Source organism: Verrucomicrobiota bacterium (genome assembly GCA_019247695.1).
GTDB lineage: Bacteria > Verrucomicrobiota > Verrucomicrobiia > Chthoniobacterales > JAFAMB01 > JAFBAP01.
Map to the genome: position 1 here is coordinate 1 of JAFBAP010000106.1, position 22,310 is coordinate 22,310.

General features: G+C 61.3%; 20 protein-coding genes and 1 other RNA gene. 11 read left to right on the top strand and 10 right to left on the bottom strand.

Translation table 11 applies throughout. The features are described from left to right. Positions 1-322 precede the first annotated feature (322 nt). The gene (locus tag JO015_11790; GenBank protein ID MBV9999779.1) at positions 323-2,590 is read right to left on the bottom strand and encodes an FHA domain-containing protein; all 2,268 of its coding nucleotides are present in this window, start codon (positions 2,588-2,590) and stop codon (positions 323-325) included. Positions 2,591-2,723: 133 nt separating this feature from the next. Between JO015_11790 and ffs the strand changes: the two genes are divergently transcribed. The 7 genes from ffs (at position 2,724) to JO015_11825 (ending at position 9,450) form a co-directional block, all read left to right on the top strand. Then, positions 2,724-2,818: signal recognition particle sRNA small type (ffs, locus tag JO015_11795), an RNA gene on the top strand. 129 nt (positions 2,819-2,947) lie between these two features. Then, on the top strand, positions 2,948-3,670 hold the full coding sequence (locus JO015_11800; GenBank protein MBV9999780.1) for a hypothetical protein: 723 nt from the start codon (positions 2,948-2,950) through the stop codon (positions 3,668-3,670). 321 nt (positions 3,671-3,991) lie between these two features. Further along, the gene (locus JO015_11805; protein ID MBV9999781.1) at positions 3,992-4,780 is read left to right on the top strand and encodes a hypothetical protein; all 789 of its coding nucleotides are present in this window, start codon (positions 3,992-3,994) and stop codon (positions 4,778-4,780) included. A gap of 98 nt (positions 4,781-4,878) precedes the next feature. Next, positions 4,879-5,577, top strand: coding sequence for a class I SAM-dependent methyltransferase (locus tag JO015_11810; protein ID MBV9999782.1), 699 nt, complete (start codon positions 4,879-4,881; stop codon positions 5,575-5,577). Positions 5,578-5,708: 131 nt separating this feature from the next. Then, positions 5,709-8,267: an MMPL family transporter gene (locus JO015_11815; GenBank protein ID MBV9999783.1), complete on the top strand. Its 2,559-nt coding sequence runs from the start codon at positions 5,709-5,711 to the stop codon at positions 8,265-8,267. Positions 8,268-8,454: 187 nt separating this feature from the next. Next, positions 8,455-9,063: an HNH endonuclease gene (locus JO015_11820; protein MBV9999784.1), complete on the top strand. Its 609-nt coding sequence runs from the start codon at positions 8,455-8,457 to the stop codon at positions 9,061-9,063. Positions 9,064-9,207: 144 nt separating this feature from the next. Next, positions 9,208-9,450 carry a hypothetical protein gene (locus tag JO015_11825; protein MBV9999785.1) on the top strand — a complete coding sequence of 81 codons (243 nt, stop codon included), beginning with the start codon at positions 9,208-9,210 and terminating at the stop codon, positions 9,448-9,450. A 51-nt stretch (positions 9,451-9,501) separates the two neighbouring features. Here the strand turns inward: JO015_11825 and smpB are convergent, their stop codons facing one another. The 4 genes from smpB to tgt form a co-directional block, all read right to left on the bottom strand. Beyond that, on the bottom strand, positions 9,502-9,963 hold the full coding sequence (smpB, locus tag JO015_11830) for an SsrA-binding protein SmpB (GenBank protein ID MBV9999786.1): 462 nt from the start codon (positions 9,961-9,963) through the stop codon (positions 9,502-9,504). 18 nt (positions 9,964-9,981) lie between these two features. Beyond that, on the bottom strand, positions 9,982-10,200 hold the full coding sequence (locus tag JO015_11835) for a DNA-directed RNA polymerase subunit omega (protein ID MBV9999787.1): 219 nt from the start codon (positions 10,198-10,200) through the stop codon (positions 9,982-9,984). Between the two features lie 174 nt (positions 10,201-10,374). Beyond that, positions 10,375-10,857, bottom strand: coding sequence for a hypothetical protein (locus tag JO015_11840; protein MBV9999788.1), 483 nt, complete (start codon positions 10,855-10,857; stop codon positions 10,375-10,377). Next, positions 10,857-12,086, bottom strand: coding sequence for a tRNA guanosine(34) transglycosylase Tgt (gene tgt / locus JO015_11845; GenBank protein ID MBV9999789.1), 1,230 nt, complete (start codon positions 12,084-12,086; stop codon positions 10,857-10,859). Before tgt ends, JO015_11840 begins: the two co-directional genes overlap by 1 nt. A gap of 135 nt (positions 12,087-12,221) precedes the next feature. Between tgt and JO015_11850 the strand changes: the two genes are divergently transcribed. Then, on the top strand, positions 12,222-13,136 hold the full coding sequence (locus tag JO015_11850) for a polyphosphate kinase 2 family protein (protein MBV9999790.1): 915 nt from the start codon (positions 12,222-12,224) through the stop codon (positions 13,134-13,136). A 424-nt stretch (positions 13,137-13,560) separates the two neighbouring features. Here JO015_11850 and JO015_11855 read toward each other — a convergent pair whose 3' ends face one another. Then, positions 13,561-14,454: a phosphoribosylaminoimidazolesuccinocarboxamide synthase gene (locus JO015_11855; protein MBV9999791.1), complete on the bottom strand. Its 894-nt coding sequence runs from the start codon at positions 14,452-14,454 to the stop codon at positions 13,561-13,563. Then, positions 14,451-14,879, bottom strand: coding sequence for a low molecular weight phosphatase family protein (locus JO015_11860; protein MBV9999792.1), 429 nt, complete (start codon positions 14,877-14,879; stop codon positions 14,451-14,453). Before JO015_11860 ends, JO015_11855 begins: the two co-directional genes overlap by 4 nt. A 121-nt stretch (positions 14,880-15,000) precedes the next feature. Here JO015_11860 and JO015_11865 point away from each other — a divergent pair, with 121 nt between their 5' ends. Further along, complete coding sequence (locus tag JO015_11865; GenBank protein ID MBV9999793.1) at positions 15,001-16,215, top strand: DEAD/DEAH box helicase; 1,215 nt, start codon at positions 15,001-15,003, stop codon at positions 16,213-16,215. Positions 16,216-16,316: 101 nt separating this feature from the next. Here the strand turns inward: JO015_11865 and JO015_11870 are convergent, their stop codons facing one another. Together JO015_11870 and JO015_11875 are read right to left on the bottom strand one after the other, a co-directional pair. Further along, complete coding sequence (locus tag JO015_11870; GenBank protein ID MBV9999794.1) at positions 16,317-17,360, bottom strand: ADP-ribosylglycohydrolase family protein; 1,044 nt, start codon at positions 17,358-17,360, stop codon at positions 16,317-16,319. A 152-nt stretch (positions 17,361-17,512) separates the two neighbouring features. Further along, positions 17,513-17,869, bottom strand: coding sequence for a hypothetical protein (locus JO015_11875; GenBank protein ID MBV9999795.1), 357 nt, complete (start codon positions 17,867-17,869; stop codon positions 17,513-17,515). 52 nt (positions 17,870-17,921) lie between these two features. Between JO015_11875 and JO015_11880 the strand changes: the two genes are divergently transcribed. Beyond that, positions 17,922-18,596, top strand: a complete 675-nt coding sequence (locus tag JO015_11880; protein MBV9999796.1) for a hypothetical protein — start codon at positions 17,922-17,924, stop codon at positions 18,594-18,596. Between the two features lie 200 nt (positions 18,597-18,796). On the opposite strand, the gene hrpB is transcribed toward JO015_11880, so the two are convergent. Then, a complete protein-coding gene (gene hrpB, locus JO015_11885; GenBank protein ID MBV9999797.1) occupies positions 18,797-21,331 on the bottom strand; it encodes an ATP-dependent helicase HrpB in 2,535 nt (844 codons plus the stop codon). A 397-nt stretch (positions 21,332-21,728) separates the two neighbouring features. On the opposite strand from hrpB, the gene JO015_11890 reads away from it, so the two are divergent. Beyond that, complete coding sequence (locus tag JO015_11890; GenBank protein MBV9999798.1) at positions 21,729-22,292, top strand: pseudouridine synthase; 564 nt, start codon at positions 21,729-21,731, stop codon at positions 22,290-22,292. Positions 22,293-22,310 lie beyond the last annotated feature (18 nt).

Sequence of the window (22,310 nt, forward strand, 5' to 3'; positions counted from 1 at the left end):
GGAAGAGTTGTGAGTTCGGAGTTCGGAGTTCGGAGTTCGGAGTTCGGAGTTCGGAGTTCGGAGTTCGGAGTTCGGAGTTCGGAGTTCGGAGTTCGGAGTGGCATCCTGGGGGGTAGGTGCGAATGTCAAGTTCACAGTTGCCCAGGGTTTCTTAATCTGTGTCAATCTGTGTAATCTGTGGATGTATTCTCTTTTCTGCGTTCTTCTGCGTGTTCTGCGGATCATTTCGTTTTCCGGCCGGGTGAGCGTGCACCTCGGGGGAGATCGGACCTGGTTCTACGACGCCTCCGAACCCCGAACTCCGAACGCCGAACCTCGCCCGTTACCCGTTACGCTCCTTGCGTGCGAGCAGGGTGTACGAGGCCATGAATCCGCCTAACGTCCACAGCACAAGGTTCAGGAAACCCAGGTAGACAGGGGTGGCATCATTGAACACCGTGCCGTTTTTAAGGCGTGTGTTGTAGATCGAGCGGTACCACTGGTTGATGTTCTGGTAGGCTATCGTGTAATCGCGGGCCAGTTCGCCCGAGATGGATTGTCCCAGGATGAAGCTGGAGTCGGCGATTCGCTCCGCGGCGAAGCTTGGGAAAAGCTCGCTGACGACAAGCACGGAGGGCGGCATGTCGCTGGCGGCCACGGTGAAACCGGAAAACAGGATTTGTGGAATCAGGATGATGGGCACGAGCATCACCGCCTGAAGCGGCGATTTGGCCAGGTTTGAAAGCGTCAGGCCGATTCCGGTCGCCGCAAAAGCCAACCCGATGAGGCTGCCCAGCTGCAACGGCCAGAGCGCGGCCGGCTTGCCCCCGGCAAGGGTCAGGACGAGAAAAAGCAGGATGACCTGCAGGGACGTCAGGCCGCCCATCCAAAGGAACTTTGCCAGGAGGTAACTCCAACGGCTGAGCCCGACGAGCCGTTCCCGGCGGTAGATCGGCAATTCCCGGATAATTTCCTGGGCCGAGTTGCTGCAGCCGAACCAGAGGGTGGCAATGTAGGCGAAGAACTGGGTCAGCGGCGCCGACTGGCTGACCCAGGCCACAAGCGCACCGATCACCAGGGGTTGGCCGAGCACAATGAGCAGGTTTTTAAAATCCGCCCGGAAAATTGCAGCCTGCCTCTCCAGGAGGATGGGCAGCGAAAACGCCCGGCGAATCGGTTTCGGCAGCGTTCGAGGCTCCGTCGGTTCGCTTTTCGGGGGTGCAGGCTCAAAAGACGGGACGGTCGACGCATCCAGGTTTTGGAGGGTGTCATAAAGGTTGCTCAGGCGGGTCACCCCGAAACGTTCACGCGCAGCCTCCGGTGTTCCCTGGAAGACGATGCGGCCATCGACCAGGATCGCGATCTGGTCCATCAGGTACACGTTTTCCATCACGTGAGTGGTACAAACGACGGTGCAGCCGGTGTCGGCCAGCCCGCGCAGCAACTCCATCAGTTTAAATTCCGAAAGCGGGTCGAGGCCGGAAGTCGGTTCATCCAGGAACAGCAACGGCGGCCGGCTCAACAGTTCGACGGCCACGCTGGCCCGCTTGCGCTGGCCGCCTGAAAGCTGCTCGATCGGCAAATTGCTCCGGTCGGCGAGCCCGAGGTTCTGAAGGGTATGAGCAACCAGCGTGCGGATTTCGGAACGGGGGGTGCCGGCCGGCAACCGGAGGCGTGCGGCGAACGTGAGCGCCTCGCGCGCAGCCAGTTCCCGGTGGACGATATCGTCCTGCGGCACGTACCCGAAAAGGGCGCGCAGTTCGTGGAGATGTTCGTAATACTCGGCGCCGTCGACGAGGATTTCCCCGGAATCGGCCGGACGCAGGCCGCTCAAGGCATTCAGCAACGTCGTCTTGCCGGCGCCGCTGGGACCCAAAATCCCGATGAACTGCCCGGGCTCGGCTACAAAGGAGACGTTCTTGAGGATGGGAGGGTTTTGGCCCCGCTTGACGACCAGGTTTTGAGCCACAATCCGGCCCACGGACAAGCGGTAAGTCCGGACCAGCTGGCGGCCGTCAAAAACAAAACAGAAAGGCCCGACCTGAACCTGGTCGCCGATGACCAGGTCATGCGCATCGAATCTGCGCCCGTTGACAAACGAGCCGGCTTTGCTGTGCAGGTCCGTGATCCGGAACCCATGCGGTCCCTGTTCAATCCGGGCGTGCTGCCGGGAAATTGCGACGTCATTCAGCTGGACGTTGGCCTCCTCACTCCGGCCGATGACAATCGGTTGGTCAAGCGGGATCGCGTTGGCCAGCTTGCCTTGCACCCGCATCCGGCCGCGCCCGGCTTCCGTCTGTTCGCCCGGAACCCCATCCGCCGAGGCTTGAACGCCGAACCCCAGGATGACGGGACCGAGCGTGATGCGGTCGCCCGATTTCAGTTCGGTGCGTCCGCCAATCTTGACTTGATTGACTAACGTGCCGCGCTGGCTGCCAAGGTCCTCGATGAACCAGTTGTCGCCGTCCCGTACGAGCCGGCAATGGCGGCGCGAGATTTCGGGGTGCACCAGCACCAGGTCGGCCTCGACCGCGCGACCAATGACGCTCGTTTGAGAAATTGAAAGGGTACGCGGCGGTAGGCCACTAACGATTGAGAGCTGCGTTTCCAATCTTCATGAGCACAATCTTCCTGAGACGAAACATCGTCGAGCAGAAATTCAGGCACCTGCCACTTAAAGACTCTGAAATCCCGGCCACAAAAGTCATTGCCGAGCGCAGCATCCTGTTGCATCCATTAAGAGCCGTCAGGGGCCATGGATCGTAGACATGCGAACCCCGCCAGGGCAGGAATGCAGCAACGGTAGTATGCTTTACATTGCCGTGGTGCTCTGACGGCCTTTTTTCGATGTCCCGGCGAGCCTGGCTCGCCCCGTTAAAAAGGTCTTGATTTCAGCCCGACACAGACTTAGACACCCACCCATCGGCCCCGGCGAGGCTTTACCGGCGGCAACGCTCCGAGGTTGGTGATGGTCAGGTTTCTCCTCACGCTTGCCCTTTTATGCGCTCTAGGAACGGTGGGTTTCGGTTATTTCAACCGGGCGAAGTTGGGCCGTTTGGTCCAGGATCTGGCTTCCGTCCGCCAGGAGAACGACCGGACAAAAGCGGCCATGGCACAGCTGCAACAGCGCTTTAAAGGCGGCGAGGAACGCCAGGCCGGCGAGCTTAAGATCATGCAGGATCAGCAACAAAAGCTCACCGCGGATCTTACCGCCACCAAGGCGCACCTGAGCAGGGCAACCGAACAACTGGATCTCCGGGACAAGGAAAATAAAGCGCTCACGGCAGCTTTGACGCAGGCAGGACAAAATATCGAACAAAAACAACGGGCGGAAAGTGAACGCAACGCCTTGGCCGGCCGCCTGATCCGGGTCGAAGACACGCTCAACCAGTTCCGCCTCAACCTGGAGGCGACACCAGCCGCAAAGGGTAAGCCGAAGGCGGGACTGCCCGTTGAGGGAACGATCATTTCAATGAACCCGGGCGCTCAAGCGTTGACCATCAGCCTCGGCAGCGATGCGGGCCTGGCGCCAAACGCGCGCCTGACGGTCCTGAAAAACGGTGTAACCTTGAGCCAGTTACGCGTCGTCTCCGTGGAGAAAGACAGTTGTGTCGCCGAATTTATCTCGGCAGCGCCGGAAAACTTTTCCAAAGTCGCCGTCGGCGATCCTGTAACCCTGGCCATACGATAGATAAAGTACACGATGAACAGAGTGCTCCTCGTTCTCGGCTGGATGGCTTTGCTGACCGCGTGCCAGACGCCGCAAGACGACAGAACGACAGAACAACGGAAACCGCAATTCGGACAGCCGGAAAGCACGATTCCTTGGAACAAACCGGAATCATGGGAACAGGCAGGTTCGCTCGGAGCGATGCCCGGTCTCACGTCGCCTCATTGATTGAAAGTCCTGGTTTTCCGGGGAGGGGCCCTTGGGGATTTGATCCTTACCCTTCCTGTCCTGGCCTCGCTTCGGAGGGGGTATGCGGGAGCCGGCCTTCGCTTGTTTGGGGTGATGCCCCAAGCACGCCTCAGCCGCCCCGTCGCAGCCGGGGTTTATGACCTCGACGCCGCCGGGATGGTGCCGCTCTTTGTCGAGAACGGCGGCAAGCCGGACGCCGCGTTACTTGAAGCCGTCGACGGTGCGGATCTGGCCCTGAGTTATCTCTCGGATCCGGCGGGCGTCCTCGGCTCCAATTTGCGGCGCTGGGGCGTAAAGCGTCTCGTTGCCGGCCCTTACCGCATGGATGAACACGGACCGCATGCGGTTGAACAGTTGGCCGCGCCGCTGGCCGGCCTTGGCCTCCCGCTTGTCTGCCCCTTTCCGAGGGTCGAATTTCCGAAACCCGGGGCTCAGTCTGAAGGGGCCGGCCTTGCCTTGCACCTGGGGAGCGGTTCCAGCCGGAAGAACTGGCCTTGGGAGCGGTGGCGGCGGCTGATTGAAAAGCTGCAGGCGGAAGGCTTGGCCCGCCACGTTGCCCTGGTAAGCGGGGAAGCCGACCAAGGGCCGACCAAGGCATTCCTGTCCGGGTGGCGCGGCGGCCGGGTGGACGTCTGGGATCGGCTCCCCTTGCCCGAGCTTACGGGCCGGCTGGCCGCTTGCGCAGCTTTCTTCGGGCACGACTCCGGGATTTCTCACCTGGCAGCCGCGGCGGGCGCCCCGGTCCTGGCCCTTTTCGGTCCCACCAATCCCCGCGTTTGGGCGCCGCGGAGCCCGCGGGTACAGGTGGTCGTATCGCCGTCCGGGCAGATGCAGGGGCTCGCCGTGGACGATGTGCTGGAGACGGCGCGAACCATGTTCTGAACGCCCCCACCGCCACGCGCGCAAGTTGGCAAGTTAAGAAAATGTGAAACATTGGCCGCGGCGGCGACAAATGAAGTCCGGCCGTCCACACGTTCTGTATGCGACTGTCTCGTAAGATTGAAAAACTCTGGACGGGCGAATTCCTCGATAGCGCCGTCGATGCTTTCCACCGTTGGCGTCACCCGCTCGACGCCAAAAGCCTGGTTCAGAAAGTTGACCTGGCGAAGTTAGACCTGATCCGCGCCAAGTACGAAATCCAGGGCGAACGGGTAGCCTGGCCGAAGTACGTCAACGCCGAACACTGGTTTAACAAAGCGATCGGACAGGTGCGCGAGTTGCATCTTGACCGCGGAACCGGCAAGACCATTCTCGACCTGGGCAGCGGCGCGGGCTATTTCCTGTTCACGTGCAAACAAGTCGGACACGACGGGCTTGGGTTGGACCTGCCGGAGCCGGCTTATTTCGGCGAGATGTTCGATCTGCTCGGCCTTAAGCGGGTCATCTGGCGCATCAACCCACACCAGCCCTTGCCTGATCTCGGCCGGAAATTCGATCTGGTAACCGCTTTCGCGATCTGCTTCAACGGGCATAACAGTGACCAGGTCTGGGGTCCGGCCGAATGGGAATTTTTCCTGCGCGATTTGGAGACCCGTTTTCTCAAGCCCGGCGGTGAAGTCTTTCTGGCATTGAATCCCGAGCCTTACGGCCACTTCACCCCGGAGTTGGAACGTTATTTCCGCGCCCGCGGCGGGTCGATCCACCGCGGAAAGGTGAGGTTGAGCGGAAACGCCGGGTAACAACCTTCGGGTGCCGCTCCCGCCTGTTCTCCGGGTTATCCGAAGGAGGCACCGTCGAGAAGCGGTTGCTCAAAGCCTCACCGTAGCGTACAGGAGGTGGGCTTTACTTTCGAAACGAACGTTGCTTTGGCATGAGCTTTTCTCCTCGGACCTCAGGTCCGCCTCAACGGTTTGCCGGCCTGACGCGCTGGCTGGCGAATTTGATTGCGCATCGAACCGGAGTGCTGGTCACCCTCGCACTGGTGGTCGCCGCGTCCGCACTCTACGTGACGGTTACTCGCAGGAACCTCGACTCGGAAGTGCTCGACCTTCTGCCCGCGCAATTTCCGTCGGTGCAGGGCCTTAAGATTTTCAACAACGAATTCTCCCAGGCGCGCCAGATGGTGTTTGCGTTCGTGGCCGACGAAGGCCACCAGGACGACATCGAGCCGTTCAAGGAACACTTCATGGCGGAACTCAAGCAGCAGCCGTGGGTGGTGCGGACCTTCGACCGGATCCCGCTGGAAACCGACGACGGCTTGAAAGAGGTGCAACGGCTCGTGCCTGTCCTGCTCCTGAATCTGCCCCCGGATCAGTTCAAGGACGCCATGAAACTCCTGGAGCCGCAAGCCATTCAGGAACGGCTTGCCCGGCTCCGTGACACGTTGACGGGCGATTCGATCCGGTCCCAAATCGAGGTGCAGGTGGATCCGCTCGGGTTGTTCAGCCGGGCCATGAAGCCTTTCGGGGAAAGTTCCGCGATGGACCAGGGCAGTTCCCTGACTTCGCCGGACGGCCTCCTCCAATTGGCGCTCATCATTACCAATCAGCCCGGACTCGGTCCCAGGGAGTGCCAGGCCGTGATGGACCAGCTGAATGCCTTCAAGGCGCGCATGCTGGCTGAGTGGACCGGTTACAAACCGAAGGTGCTGGTGACGGGCCGCACCGCGTACGTGGCCGAGATCTCCCGCAGCATGGATCACGACGGCATCATGAGCTCGACCCTCTCGATCCTGATCGTGAGCGGGTTGTTTTACCTCGCGTTCCGGCGGTTTTTGCCCCTGGTCGCGATTTGCCTGATCCTGGGACTGTCCGCGTTGTCCGCCCTGGCGATGGGCATGCTGGTATTTCGGAATCTGAACATGATCGCCATCGGGTTCTGCTCGATCCTGGTCGGTCTGGGCGTAGACTTCAGCCTCCTGCTGTTCGGCCGGTACCTGCAGGCCCGCCGGGCCGGCGATGACCATGCACGGGCGGTTTTTGTCTCCGTACGCGATATCGGGGCGGCCGTCTTTTACGTCGTGGTGACCACGGCCATCGGCTTCATGGCGCTGAGTTTCAGCAAGAGTTCGGGCTTCGCGCAGCTCGGCACCCTGGTGGCTTTCGGCGTCGCGTTCGCCGGCCTGTACATGACCCTGTTCCTGTTCATGTTTTTCAAGCGGGTCCGGCCGGCGACCGGCACCGACTTTTTACTGGCCGGCGCCACCCGGTACGTCGAAAGCGTTTTTCGCCGGCCGGCGCCGTTGCTGGCCGTATCGGGCACGATCCTGGGGATTGCGGCATTGATCGCGCTCCTGCCCGTGGTCCCGCTCGAGTTTGATACGAACCCGCGATCACTGGAGCCGAAGCGAAGCCAGGCCTCCATCGCCTTGCGTACGATCGCCGACAAACTCAACCAGGAGGCAGACCCGGTCACGATCGTCATCGACGCGCGCGATCCTCAGACTTTTCACGATCGCTGGGAAAAGCTCACTGATGACCTGAGTGCCGCTCAAAAGGCGGGTGAGATCAAACGGTTCAGCACGCCCGTGGCCCTGGCGCTTTCGCCCGGACGTTTTGCCGAGAATCGGACGTACCTGCAGGGCATCGACCTCGGCGCGGTAACCCGGAACGTCCGCGCGACCCTCGATCAGAACGGGTTCGACCCTAACGCCTTTGAATCGGTGTTCGGAATCCTGCAGCAACTCGACGCGCAGAAGCACCAAACGGGTCTGCCTGACTGGTCGCAGTTGTTTCCGCAAAGTTCCAGCTGGTGGTTCTTTATCGACCGGTACTTTTCCGATCGTCCGACGCGTGCCGTCGGTTTTGTTTATCCGGACCACCCGCTCCGCACCGAGGCTGAGCAGAAGCAGCTGCTGGAGCTGATTCACCGGTCGGATCCCGATGCGATCGTCACCGGTTGGAGTTTTACGCTGTTTGATCTGATCCCCTGGGCCGAGGGCGAACTCGTCACGTTCACGACGGGCGTGGGCATTACCATTCTGGTGCTGCTCTGGATCGTGTACCGGCGCTTGTCGCTATGGCTGATTCACGCCTCCGCCCTCCTGTTCTCCATGCTGGGCATGATCGCGTCCCTCAAGCTGATGCATTTGCCGATCAACCTGCTGAACGCGCTGGCCTTTCCGCTGGTACTTGCGATCGGGGTTGATTACGGCATCCAGTTCCTGGTCGTAAGCCGGCGTGAGGGTGACCTGAAGGAAAACCTGGCCAATGTCCTGAAGCCGCTCTCGATCTGCGGCCTGGCAACCGTTGCCGGGTTCGCCGTCCTGATTCCGGCTCAAAACCCGGCGCTCAGCGGGCTTGGCGTGGTCTGCACGACGGGCGTCGTTTGGTGCGTGTTGAGCACCTTCTTTTATATGGTGCCGGCCTTTGCGCTGCTTCAGCGCAGGCGCGCCGCCAGGCCGGTTGCGGACGCGATTGTGCGGGTGTAGGGGCCGAAAGCCGCTTGTAGGCGCAATAACGACACCAAAACCAAGCGCCACTGCGGCCACTGTCAGTAAAGTGGTCCGGAACCTGCCGTGCGCTTTTGACAGGTTTTTGGGGCCATGCTAGCCTCGCGGGGTCCGGCGTGGAGGGAGCCCTAGACGACCAACCGCGTTGGTGCTCCCTGTGAGTTCACTGCTTTACAGTCAAGTCCTGGTGTTGAACCGGCTCTGGCAAGCCGTTCACGTGTGCTCCGCGCGCCGAGCTTTCATATTGTTGTACCAGGGCAGCGCACAGGTGGTGTCGACCGATCCGGCCAACGAATATGCCACGCTGGATTTTCCGGAATGGCTGCGGCATTCCCAGGACTACAGGGGCGGTGATGTGGTCGGAACCGTGGCGCGACGGGTGCGTATCCCGAAGATCATCGTGCTGCGCACCTTCGACCGGCTGCCCAAAAAAGACGTAAAATTCAGCCGGCAGAACGTCTTCGAGCGTGATGGCCACACCTGCCAGTATTGCGGTTCCCGGTTTGAGCGGGCCGAGCTTAACCTTGACCACGTGGTGCCGCGGGACCGGGGCGGCCAGACGAATTGGGAAAACGTGGTTTGCTCATGCGTCCGGTGTAATACGCGCAAGGGCAACCGCCTCCCGCATGAAGCCAACATGCGGTTGCTGCGGGTGCCGCGCAAACCGCGCTGGCATCCTCTCAGCGCGTTTGCGCTCGAGCCTCAGCATGATGCGAGTTGGCGCAAGTTTGTCGACGTCTCCGTCTGGCGGGTCGAACTGGGCGATGCGGCCTAAACGGTAACGCGTAACGCGTAACGGGTAGCGGGTAGCGGGTAGCGGGTAGCGCGTCACGGGTGGAGGAGATGAGCGGCGGCAAGCCCTTGGAACGAAAACCGCTTGCTCGGCAGTGCTCCCGGCATAAAACTGCTTTTGGCCCTGATGATCCCGCAGATTCGAAAGCTCAAGTACGCGCAACCCTTTGTCGCCTTCTACCTCGAGTTGTCCAGTGGCCGGGTGATTAAGGTTGCCACCCCCGACCACATCGCTTTGGCTGAAGCCGGCCCGGGCCAGGTAGTTGTGCTCGACGATGACGGCACCTGGACTGCTTTGAGCGGTCTGCACCTGGCCAGCGTCGCGACTAATGATCCCCGGCCCAGGCGCCAGAACGGGCAAAACGCGTGAGGTACCCCTTCCGCGAGGCCCAACCGAGCCGCCCGGCCACCCCGCTACGCGTTACCCATTACGCTTATTGAAGGCGGAGATGGCCCGATCGGTTTCGCGACGTTCCGCTTTCTCCTTCAGATCCTCGCGTTTATCGCTGTGGGTTTTACCCTGGCCCAGGCCGAGTTCGAGTTTGACGCGATGGTTCTTCCAATAAAGCCGGAGCGCCACGAGGGCTTGACCTTTTACGGAGCTCGCTTCGAACAGCCGTGCGATCTCGGCCTTATGCAACAGGAGTTTGCGCCGGCGTTTCGGCTCGTGCTGTTCATGGCTCGCCCGCACGTACGGCTGAATGTCGGCGTCATAAAGAAACACGCCGTCCGGCTCAACCCTGGCGAAGGCGTTGTTCAAGTTGGCTAAACCCGCCCGGATCGATTTGACCTCGGTACCCTTCAGCTCGATACCGGCTTCGATCTTGTCCGTGATCCGGTAACTATGGTAAGCGCGCCGGTTGCTGGCAATCTCCGCTGACATGCCGGGAAGGATGCTCGATCACTCCAGGTCGGGCCCGGCTTGCGGGGAAGCATCGATTTTGAGTTTGCCCTCGATGATTTCCTTAAAGGCAATGTCGGCGTGCGACATGCGAGGACCCACTTCGACCAGCGGTTGCCGGCCATTGCTGAGTTGGCGTACTCGTTTTGAGACCACGTTAACCAGGACCGCCGTATTCGGGATGATCTTGGCAGCTTCCTCGAGCAAATGACTGGACATAGCGAATGGAAAGGCGCAAACAAAAAATACCCACGCAGGGAAACAGGAAAACTGCAGGCTAAAACTGCCCCTGTCAAGGGCGCATCGGCGGAATGCATCCGCCCGGCGTGCCGCCCTCAGCTGAATGGCTGCGGAATAAGTGCCCCCGCTGCCGCGTCCAGTCCCTTGCGGGGTCTAAGGTTCGGCGCCCGCCCCCGGCTGAGCCGGCGTCGTCTTGCCGCCGGCCTGATCCCGATCACCACTGTTACCGGGGGTTTGGGTTCGCGATTCCGCCGGTGCCGCGTCTTTCTTTTTCGTCTCGTTGAAAACGGGGAGATAATCGTACGTCGGATAATATTCGGTGCGGAACGCGCCCCAGACGCCTTTCTCAAAAGCCAGATTCACCTCACGAAGTTTTTCCGGGGGCAGCCGGAGGGTGATGACGTGTCCGATCCCCATGACGATGTGGTACGACAGAATCTCGACGCCCGGAGGCGGAAAGTTGCGGCGAAATCCCGTTTGGTCAAGGTGGCGATTAATCTCGTCGAGGGTTTTTGACTGGTCATGCCGTAGGAAAACCGTGAGCATGATCTTGCCGTCCGATCCCGGTTCCTGGGCGGAAAGTGGGGTTGACGGCAGAGCGGCGAGCAGCGCAAGGGCGGTTAGAAACGGTTTCATCAACCAGGTTCGCACGCAGACGATGGATCGTGAGTCCCGGCCGTGGCGCCGTTGGGGTCTTCCCAAAGCGGGGCGTCCTCGCTGCCCTCAGGACCGCCCCCGGTCCCGGGCACGTGGCGCACGTAATTTGACCCGAAGTTTTTTCGGAATTGCGGGAAAGTGCCGTTTTCGATCGCAGCCCGGATCTGGGCCATGAGGTTCAGGTAGAAATGCAGGTTGTGGATGGTTATAAGGCGGAGACCTAAAATCTCCTCAGCCTTGATCAGGTGCCGGATATATCCGCGGGTGAAGTCGTGGCACGTGGCGCACGCGCAACCCGCTTCGATCGGACGCTCGTCCGTCCGGAATCGCTGGTTTTTCAGATTGAGCGTGCCTTGAGCGGTGAAGGCGGTGCCGTTCCGCGCCAGCCGCGTCGGCAGCACGCAGTCAAACATGTCAACCCCGCGCGCGACCATCTCGACGATCTGGGGCGGGGTTCCCAAGCCCATCGCGTAACGCGGCTGGTCTTTCGGAAGGAAGGGCACGCTCTGTTCGACCGCGCGCATCATCGCGGGTTCGGGTTCGCCGACGCTGACGCCGCCGATCGCGTAGCCGTCGAAGGATTGCCCGACCAGTTCGCGGGCGCTCCGCTCCCGTAATTCCGGATAAACGGACCCTTGCACGATGCCGAAAACCAGGGGATGGCGGGCCGGATCCGCCCGGTCCGCCCACTCCCGGCAGCGCCGGGCCCAGCGCAAGGTGCGTTCGAGGCTGGCCTCCGCGTACGCTCGTTCGCATGGATAGGGCGGGCACTCGTCAAAAACCATCGCGATGTCAGACCCTAGGGCGGTCTGGATTTCCATCGCGATTTCCGGACTCAGGAAACAGGGACGCCCATCGATGTGGCTGCTGAAATGGACGCCTTCCTCCTTGATCCGCCGCAACCTGGCCAATGAGAAAACCTGGAAACCGCCGCTGTCGGTAAGGATCGGGCGCTCCCAACCCATGAACCGGTGCAGGCCATCAAAATGTTCGATGACCTCCAGGCCGGGCCGCAGGAAAAGATGGTACGTGTTTCCCAGGATGATCTGCGCGCCGAGTTCACGCAGTTCGGCGGGACTGGTGGCTTTCACGGTGCCCTGAGTACCGACGGGCATAAACACCGGGGTCTCAATCGTACCGCGGGGCATCTGAAGCCGGCCGCGACGCGCCTGCGAGCATGGGTCGGTGACCAGCAGTTGAAACGCCATTCGGGGAGAGTGTCGGGTGTCGGGTGTCGGGTGTCGAGTAAAGTTCGGGGTTCGGAGATGGTCTTCCCGCCGTGGTCACCGCGTGAACTCTTCCACTGCACTCGACACCCGACACCCGGCGCCCTACACTGGCGGATGTTCCACGTTGGCGAGCATCTGTCCAAAACCGGCGGTTTCGACCTCAAGGCCCTTATGGTCGAGCCCGAAAGCAAGATTTCTCTTACCAAGGATTTCGATCCCGGTTACACGGGCGACTACAAGGATAAGGGCGACGCGGAGGCGGCCACGCTGCACAACGTCCAGCAACTTGCCACGTTCCAGGACATCCTCTACGCCAGCCGCACCTACGCGCTCCTGATCGTTCTCCAGGCATTGGACGCGGCCGGTAAGGACAGCACGATCAAGCACGTCATGTCCGGGGTAAACCCGCAGGGCTGCGACGTCCATAGCTTCAAGTCGCCCAGCGCGGAAGAGCTCGGCCACGATTACCTTTGGCGTTCCGTCAAAGTGCTGCCTGAACGGGGGCGCATCGGGATTTTCAACCGTTCCTATTACGAGGAAGTGCTGGTCGTTCGTGTGCATCCGGAATTCCTGGCCGCGGAGCATCTGCCGCCGACTGATCCGGATACCTCCCTCTGGAAACAGCGTTTTCAGGAAATCAATAACTTTGAACGCCACATCGTCGATAACGGCATGATCGTGCTCAAGTTCTTTCTGAACGTCTCAAAGAAAGAGCAGATGAAGCGATTTCTGGCCCGGATCGACGACCCGGAGAAAAACTGGAAGTTTTCGGCCGCGGACCTTCGGGAAAGGAGATACTGGGACGACTACATGGACGCTTATGAGGACATGTTCAACCACACGAGCACCGCTGCCGCGCCCTGGTTCATCATCCCTGCCGATCACAAGTGGTTTACGCGCCTGGCGGTGTCGCAAATCATCGCCGAAACGATGGCGAGCCTGAGTCTCGCCTACCCGAAGGCTACGCCGGAACAACTCGCGGCGCTCCGGAAGGCCAAGGACGAGCTCGAGGCCGAGAAGAAGGCCTAATACCATTCCGACGGCCATGGAGGTAAAACAATGCTTTCTGCCGCCCCTTCAGCAAATCCAACCCGGCGGGCGGGCGTTTGTTAGGGAGGGCGTACAGGCGTGACGCCTTAGGAGGGCTCGATCGTGATTTTACGGTTACCCAGGGGGTAAAGCCCTGGGCTAAGTTCCCCCGGCCCGTTGCGCCTAAGACGGATTTAACGCCGTGCGGAGCATCCGGCAGCACCTCCTCCCGCCGGAATTCTACCGAACTATCTGTGTAAATGGTATAACAGAGAACGCTCGGTCACCCGGGACCGAACCCCGAACTCTTCCTCTTCCCGCCGTGGTCGCCGTGTTCCGCCGTGGCGCCGTGTGATTCTCCTCCGCTGTGCCCGCCGTGTGACCGAACTCCGAACCCCGAACCCCGAACGCCACCCGACACTCCTCACCCGTTCCCCGTTACCTGCCCGCCGGTCAGCAATTCAAAAATCTCCCGGTATCGGGCCGCGGTCCTTTGGATGATTTCGGGCGGCAGGTAAGGTGCGGGCGGGGTTTTGTCCCAATCGAGCGTGTCGAGGTAATCGCGGAGAAACTGCTTGTCGAGGCTGACGAGCCTGGAGCCGGGCCGATGCTCCTCGGCCGGCCAGAATCGGGACGAGTCCGGGGTCAGGCATTCATCAATCAATGCAATCTCCCCGTCGATGAGCCCAAATTCGAATTTGGTGTCGGCGATGATGATGCCGTGGTTTGCGGCATGCGAATTTGCATCCGAGTAAAGGCCCAGGCTCAGGTCGTGCAGCTTATCGGCAGCCTCGGTACCGACCAATTCCACAAACCGCTGCCAGGGGATGTTCTCGTCATGCCCGGCCTGGGCCTTGGTGGCCGGGCTAAACAGGGGAGCCGGCAGCGGCGACCCGAGCTCCAGGCCGGCCGGCAGCGGATCACCCGCCAGCGTCCCGCGCTCGCGGTATTCGCGCCAGGCCGAACCTGCAAGGTAGCCGCGGACGACGCACTCGACGGGAAACGGTTCGGCCTTGCGGACCAGCATGGAACGGCCGCGTAACTTTTCCGGATACGCCTGCGGTTCCTCCGGGAACTCGTCAAAGTCAGCCGTCAGAAAATGGCTCGTTACGTGCGGAAAACGCTGGAACCAGAAGGCCGACAGCTGGGTCAGGATTTCGCCTTTTCCGGGTATGGGGTCGGGAAGAATGCAATCGTAAGCCGAAATCCGGTCGGTCGCGACCATCAGGAAGGAATCGCCGAGGTCAAACAACTCGCGCACCTTACCGCTGCGCACCTTCGGTATTCCCGGCAGTTCCAGGTCGGTAATGACGCTCACGCGCCAAGCTCCTCGATCAGTGACAACACTTTCGATTCGATTTCCGGCAACGCCAGTTCAACCGCCTGAAAGCCCAGGTCCGCCACGCTCCAATACTCGATGCGGTCGGCCCATTGGGGAAACTGAATCTGCATCATGCTGTGGTGTTCGTCCCTGTCCAGCGCGATCCGGCGCTGCGCCGTCTCCAGATCGTGCTCGGTCAGTTGGACACGGGCAGGTCCGGTGTGCCGAAGCTCGATTTTACGAACAGCCAGCGCGTCGATCGTGAACGGAGAAAGGTAACCCTCAACCCAATGAATCGCGAGGCCGCGCGAGACAGCCTTCCAATTCAGCCGCTTCAGTTCGGCGTAATGATTGAAGACCGCTTCCGCGAAGCGGCTGCGGTAGTAATTACCGGTGCAAACAAACAGAACCAGGCTCGTCACGTGCGTGATAAAATACAAGAAAGCCGGATGAATCAATCTCCGGCTGGCACGTGCCGGTCGCCGTGGTTGTAGAATGGGCATTTGCGCCGGGCCGCGATTGCCCGATAATCTACGTGAAAAAATGAGTTTCCAAGATTTGGGGTTGTTGGAGCCGGTGATGCACGGAGTGCAGAGTCTCGGCTACACCGATCCGACTCCCATCCAAGAGCGTTGCATTCCGCTCATCCTTCAGGGCCGTGACGTTGTCGGTTCGGCCCAAACCGGGACTGGTAAAACGGCGGCCTTTGCGTTGCCGATCCTGACTCGGCTCAGACAGCGGACCGGGGTGGCGCGGTGTCTGATCCTTGAGCCCACCCGCGAGTTGGCGGTTCAGGTTGAGACCGCCATCCAGTATTACGCCCGATTCAGCGACCTCGAGATCGGCGTGTTCTATGGCGGGGTCGGTTATCACCGGCAGAAACAGCTACTGGGGTTCGGCGTGGATGTGATTGTGGCGACCCCGGGGCGCCTTCTGGATCTGCAGCAGCAAGGCATATTGAAGCTTTCGGCCATCGAGATCCTCGTCCTGGATGAAGTGGATCGGATGGTGGACATGGGCTTTTTGCCGGACGTCCGCAAGATTGTGCAGCTTTGTCCGAAGGAGCGGCAGACCCTGCTCTTTTCGGCCACGATTCCGCCGGAAATCGAAAACCTGTGTTCGTGGGTATTAAAGAACCCGGAGATCGTCGAAATCGGTGAACGCCGGTCAGTTGCGGAGACCGTAACGCATGCTTTTTACCCGGTTGCAGCCGCACAGAAGTTTGACCTGCTGGTGGCGTTGCTGGAGCAGACCCATTACCAGAGCGTCATTGTCTTTACCCGTACCAAACAAGCCGCAGACAGCATTTCGGACCGGCTTAAAGCGTTGCGGCACTCGGTTACCGTATTGCATTCGGACCGGAGCCAGGGGGAGAGGACGGCCGCCCTGGAAGGCTTCAAGTCAGGTAAATACGAAGTGCTCGTGGCTACCGACATCGCCGCACGGGGGCTCGATATCTCGGGCGTCACGCATGTGATCAACTATGATATCCCGCTGCACCCGGAAGATTACGTCCACCGGGTCGGACGAACCGGGCGGGCCGAACGGGTGGGGGATGCCTTTACGCTGGTTACCGCCGAGGAGGCGAAGGCGATGATCGAGATCGAGAAGTTTATCGGGCAGAAGATTCCCCGGCAACGCCTGCCAGGTTTCAATTACGTGTACACGGCGTTGTTTGATGAAGGGAAGAATTTGCTGAAGCCGGTCAAGGGCGTACGGACCAGCCGCGGCTATTCCTATGGGCGGTTTGGCCGCTAGGCCGCTGGCCCGCCGAATCACGCGAAAGCCGGGCGAGGAGGTCCGCTGCTTTGTCCCGCCGGGCCAAAGGCACGGCCGATACACCGGCAGCCATCATTAATTTAACCGCCGCTGCGGCTGGTATCCAGCCGGGCGGCCTCAATAACCTGCTCCACCGCGGTTGCAATCCGTTTTTGGTGAGTCAACCGGTCGCGCCATTCGCACGGAATCTTCTCCAGGCCAAGGTGCGCACCGAGCCACGCCCCCAGCATGGCGGCTCGTCCCGCATTGTCGCCGCCGGCCTGCAGGGTGGCCAGAATCGCCCTCTTGAAATCGTCCGGGTGCCGCAGGAACGCGTGGAGTGCCGCCGGAAAACTATGCTCAAGCGGGCAGGACTGACCGAAGCTGAGGGTCGCCGGGACAACGTCCTGCTCCAGGGCCGCCAAGGCAGCCCGGCACTTTTCCTGAACTTCAGGACCGGCTTCAGGTTCCAAGGCGGTAATCCGGTCGTCGACGGCAGCCAGCGCCGGGCGCGGCTCCAGCCCTTCCAGCAACCCGGACAAAAATAAGGCGTGCGCCTTCATGTACGCAATCGTCCGCGGATTATTCTGGCAAACCCGGGTTAAGGCTTCCACCCGGTTGAGCAGGTAGGGATCGGCACGGTGCCGGACCACCAAACCGGCAAGGCGCGAAGCAGTGCCAAGGTGGTCATCATCTGCACCCTTCTGAAAATCGAATTCATCGGCCCGGTGCGTTTCGGTAAACGTGCGGTAATTGCCGATTGTTCCCCTGGTTGACTGATCAATATAACCTTGGTATAGACCCGGCTCGAACGCTTCCAGAAATCGGAGACCGAAAGCGCGCGCGTCAAAATGGCCGACCTGAGCGATGGATTCCAACAGTACCAAGGCCCCGTCGCCGTAATGGGTTTGATCCCCCGGCTTTTTACCGAAATGGTAATCGCCCTCGGCGGGCGGCTCGAACCCGCTGAGCCCCTGGAGGAAACGCTGCCTCAGGACGTCGAGATCATAAATCCAATGGGAACCCAGGGCAGCGGCATCTCCTGCCAACTGTCCCCAGAGGGCGCCGCGCAACCGCTCTTCGGGCGTTGGCTGGCTGTTCGAATCGACCGTGGTCATGCCGTTAAAGGTAGAAGCAAATTGCATCAGTGTGAATCCCGGAGTGTGATCCCCGCAAGGTGGTTGATTAAATCGGCGGGCGCATGGCTCATTTGCCTGGCGGCGTTGAATCTACCCGCCACGGCAGCGAGTTCGAAAACGGGCAAAAAACATGTTGCGCAGAACCACCCGGCTGCATCTCACCATGGTTCGCACGCTTCATCGAAATCGGGTTCATCAAAGTCGCGGCCCGCAGAGCTGTCCCGGCCATCGCATGCGCGTGCGTCCGGATCACCGCGCGCGGGATCGTCCAAATCGCGCCAGGCAGGCTCATCCCATTCGTCACGTGCGAGCGCATCCAGATCGTTGCACGCGAGTTCAGCCGGGTCGCGCCGGGTGAGTTCAGCAGGACGGCGCGCCGTAAGCTCGTCAAAAGGCCGCGGCGTCAAGCGGAGCGAACGGCGCACGGCCCCCGTGGTGCGGAGCAGCGGCCGGTACGGCCGCGCGACGGTTAGCAGGACCGCGATCCGTGGCGCCCGCGAGAGGAGGAGGATCACTAAACGCCGGGTGACGGGACGGCAGGCGGCAACAAAACACGACCAAGGGCCGGTGCGCGCGGAAAAATTGGAGGAAATTTTCCCGCCCGGACACCGGTTTACGGACGAGGAAAGGGCGGAAGCCAGCGCGCTCGGCGTCTACATGCAAAATGGTTTGTGGAAAGATGCCTATAAATATTCGACCAGGGCCGGACGGCAGCATCCCGACCGTTGGTGGCTTCACGCCGCCCGGGCCGCCGCCGCAGCGAACGTGAATCGGCCGAAAGATACGATCGAATCGGTCGACCAGGCGCTGCTGACGAACCACGGCGACGCGAACCGGCTTAACCTTTCTCAGCTGTACATGCTTAAGGCCGATGCCCTCAGCCGCCTGAACCGCAAGTCTGAGGCCATCGAAAACTTTTACAACGCGGCCCGGGTTAATCCCAAGGACCCTTACAGCTGGGCCGGAGCAGCCTGGCTTTACGCGACCGCCGAAGATAGCCGCATTCGGGACGGAGCCCGTGCGGTCTCACTCGCGATCCAAGCGGCAAGACTGAGCCGGGAGCAGGACGGGACGATCCTCGACGTGCTGGCAGCCGCATGCGCTGAGGCGCGCGATTTTTCGGCGGCCCAGCGCTGGGAGCAAAAGGCTATCCTGACCGGTGACTCCACCGACACTCCATTTTACCAGCAGCGGCTTCAAAGTTACCAGCTCGGCCAGCCCTGGCGGGCGGGGGGACGGTAAGGGGTGTCGGTCGCACGGCGGGCACAACGACTGAGTTCACACGGCGAACACGGCGAACCACGGCGACCACGGCGGGAAGAGGGGGAAGGGGTTCGCAGCGGCTCATTGGGGGCGAGTTGCCGGTGTCAAGCTCCTGTTCCGTGGATCCTTTTCTGCGTGTTCTGCGTGTTCTGCGGAGGATTCTGCAAACTTCTCACCCGTCACCGCCATTCGTGCTTCGGGTATTTGCGTTGCAGTTCCGGTTTGATCTTCGGATAGACCTCCGACCAGAACGTGGAGAGGTTCTGCGTGATTTGCATCGGCCGATGATTGGGCGCAAGCACGTGAATGAGGACCGGCACCCGGTTGGCGCAGATGTGAAGGGTCGAATTGATGCCGTAGAGATCCTGGATGCGGGCTGCCAGCACCGGGGATTGACCTTCGGTGTAAGTCAGCTTCGGGCGCCGCCCGTTCGGCAGTTCAAACCGTTCAGGGGCGAGTTGATTCAACGCCTGCAACTGAGGGGCCGAGAGCCATGTGCGCAGTACCGGCCAGACCGCGCGTTCCTTGATCTCCCGGTAACTGGTGGCGCCGTAGCAGATCTGGGTGATGAGGTACCGGCGCGCCTCGGCGTCGATCCTGTGAAGGCCGAGTTCCGGATACCAACCTGCCAGGCAGTTCAGGCGTGCGATCCATTGTTCGACCTCATGATTCCAGTGCACCAGGGTGCACCGGCCATCAAGGACCTCCTGGGCGAGCACTTCGGCGGCCGCGTCCGCTGAAGCAGGCTCACCCTTCGTGACGTGAAGCACCAGGTCCCGGAATACCTGTTCCCGCCGGCCGATCACTCGCCGGTTGGCCGGGTCAAAAGCCACCACCTCGCGATTCTCAAAATCTTCCGGGTACAATTCCTGCAGCCATTCCTCGCGCACCGCGGTAGCGAAAGAGAGCAGCACCAGCAATTCATCGTTGCGTCCCTGGATTTCGCGGATCTCGGCGGCAACAAACAGGGGGCTCTTCTGTACCACGCTTTCACGGGCAAGCACGCCGTGCCGGCGATGCACCAGGTCGCATCGCAACGTGCCCGCATCGAGCCGGCGCGCCAGGTGATCGGAAAAACCTGCCAGCAGGCATTTGCCGAGCGCCTCGGCGTCAAATGCTTCCAACGGCCGTCCGATCCGAAGCTCCTCAATTTCCGCCAGGTCCAGAAACTGGTGATAAAGTTGTTTCACCTGCTGGGCAACCGCGTAGCGGATCCCGAGGCGACGGGCCTCATCGGCCCCCTGTTTGAGCGCGAACTGCCAGGCGCGGATCAGCACGAAAAAGTCGGACTCAGCTTCATCGGCGAACAGGAGTTCGCGATCGTGGTCCATCTGGCCGTTATCAGTTTTTTTGAGTAGGTAACGCTCCTGGGTCAGCGCGGCGATCAGCGCCACGGCGCGCACACAGTCAAGTTCGTCGGCCATGATCAACATCCGGGCGTACCGCGGATGCACCGGAAACGAAAGCATGCGCCGGCCCAATGGGGTGATGTCTCCGCCGTGGCGGTGAAGGGCCCCCAGGTCCTGCAGGAGGTCAAGGGCTCGTTCCAACGAGCGCGGGTCCGGCGCCTCGATCCAGCCGAAATGCTCGATGTCCTTCACCCCGCCGGCCTTGAGGTTCAGCACCACTTCGGCCAGGTCAAGCCGCTTGATTTCGGGTAAATCCTGAGGGCGCCGGTTAAGGTGATCGCGTTCGGACCACAGCCGGACGCAGCGGCCCGGAGCAGTGCGGCCTGCACGTCCGGCGCGTTGATCCGCCGAGGCATGGCTGATCTTCTCGGTGATCAGGGTATTGATGCCGCGGTGCGCGTCGTACTTCGCGATTTTGGCCAGGCCGCTGTCGATGACAAGGGTGATTCCGTCGATGGTCAGCGAAGTCTCGGCGACGTTCGTCGAAACCACCACCTTGCGTCCGTCGTAACGGGCGACGGCCGCGTCCTGGGCCCTGTGCGAGAGGTCGCCGTGCAGCGGCAGGACGATACCGTCGAACTTCGACCGCTTGACCTCTTCGATCGTGCGCGCAATTTCGTAGGCGCCCGGCATGAAAATCAGCACGTCGCCGCCGTCGTTTTCCGCTTGGGAGAGGGCATCTGCCGCCAGTTCCCAGGGAGGCTCATCCACCACCTGCCGCTTCAGGTATTCGATCTCGACCGGAAAGGTGCGCCCCGCGGAGGTCAACAGTTCGCAGGGAGAGAGGTAAGCCTGCAGCAGATCCGTGTCGAGCGTGGCCGACATCACCACCAGCTTCAGATCCGGACGGTGGGCCTGCTGGATTTCCACCGCCCGCGCCAGCGCGATGTCACCGTAAAGGTGTCGCTCGTGAAATTCATCAAAGATAATGACGTCGACGCCTTCCAGGTCCGGGTCGCTGACCATCTGGCGCAGCAGGATGCCCTCGGTAACAAAACGGATGCGCGTCCGATCGGACGTTACGTTGTCCAGCCGGATCTGGTAGCCTACCTCCCGGCCGAGTTCGGCGCCGCGCTCCTGGGCCACGCGCGCTGCCAGCATCCGGGTGGGCAGACGGCGCGGCTGCAGGACCACGATCTGACCCTCCCCGGCCAGGCCGTAGTCGAGGATCATCTGGGGCACCTGGGTCGATTTGCCGGACCCGGTAGGCGCCTGCAGAATCAGGCGATTACTGCGTTTCAGGGCCGCAACCAGGGCCGGTTCAAGTTCAAAGATCGGTAAACTACGCTCCACGACGCGCGCAATGAACTACACCCGGGGGCGGGTGTCGAGTAGGGTTCGGAGTTCGGGGTTCGGGGTTCGGAGTTCGGTCACACGGCGGCCGCAGCGGGTTTGGCGGGCACAACGTAAGAGTTCACACGGCGAACACGGAGAGCCACGGCGACCACGGCGGGAGGAGGAGAGTTCGGGGTTCGGAGTTCGGAGCGGCAGCATGGGCTCCGCCTCTCGGTGTGAAGTCCAGCAGTTGGGATTCTTTTTCTGCGTTCTCTGCGTGTTCTGCGGATGATTTAATCTTTCCGCCGTGGTCGCCGTGGCTCGCCGTGGTCGCCGTGTGAACTCTTACGTAGTGCCCGCCACACCCGCTGCGGCCGCCGTGTGACCGAACTCCGAACGCCAAACCCCGAACTCCGAACTCCGAACTATGCTGATCGCGCTGCATAAACCATTCGGGGTGCTGTCCCGGTTTACGCCCGACGGATCGCCGAATCGAACCCTGGCGGATCTCGGGTTGCCGCGAGGGGTTTATCCGATCGGGCGTTTGGATGCTGATTCGGAAGGGTTACTGCTGCTGTCGGATGAGGCCGGCTGGAACGCCGCTTTGCTCGACCCGGAGCGCGGCCACGAGCGGGAGTATTGGGCGCAGGTGGAGCGGGTGCCGGGAGCGTCCGCCTTGCGGCGGCTGTGCGAGGGAATCGTCATCCAGGGACGCCGGACCCGGCCGGCCGAAGCCTGGATTCTGGACCCGCAACCGCAGGTGCCGCCGCGGGATCCTCCCATCCGCTTCCGTATAAACGTGCCCGAATGCTGGCTCGCTTTGGTCTTGCGAGAGGGCAGAAACCGCCAGGTACGCCGGATGACGGCGGCCGTCGGGCATCCGACCCTGCGGCTGGTCCGGGTGCGTATCGGCGGGTGCAGACTCGGCGACCTCCCTCCGGGGGAGTGGCGTGAACTGTCGTCGGAGGAACGCCGGCAGCTGGAGAGATGACGGACGATGGAAGCGTGT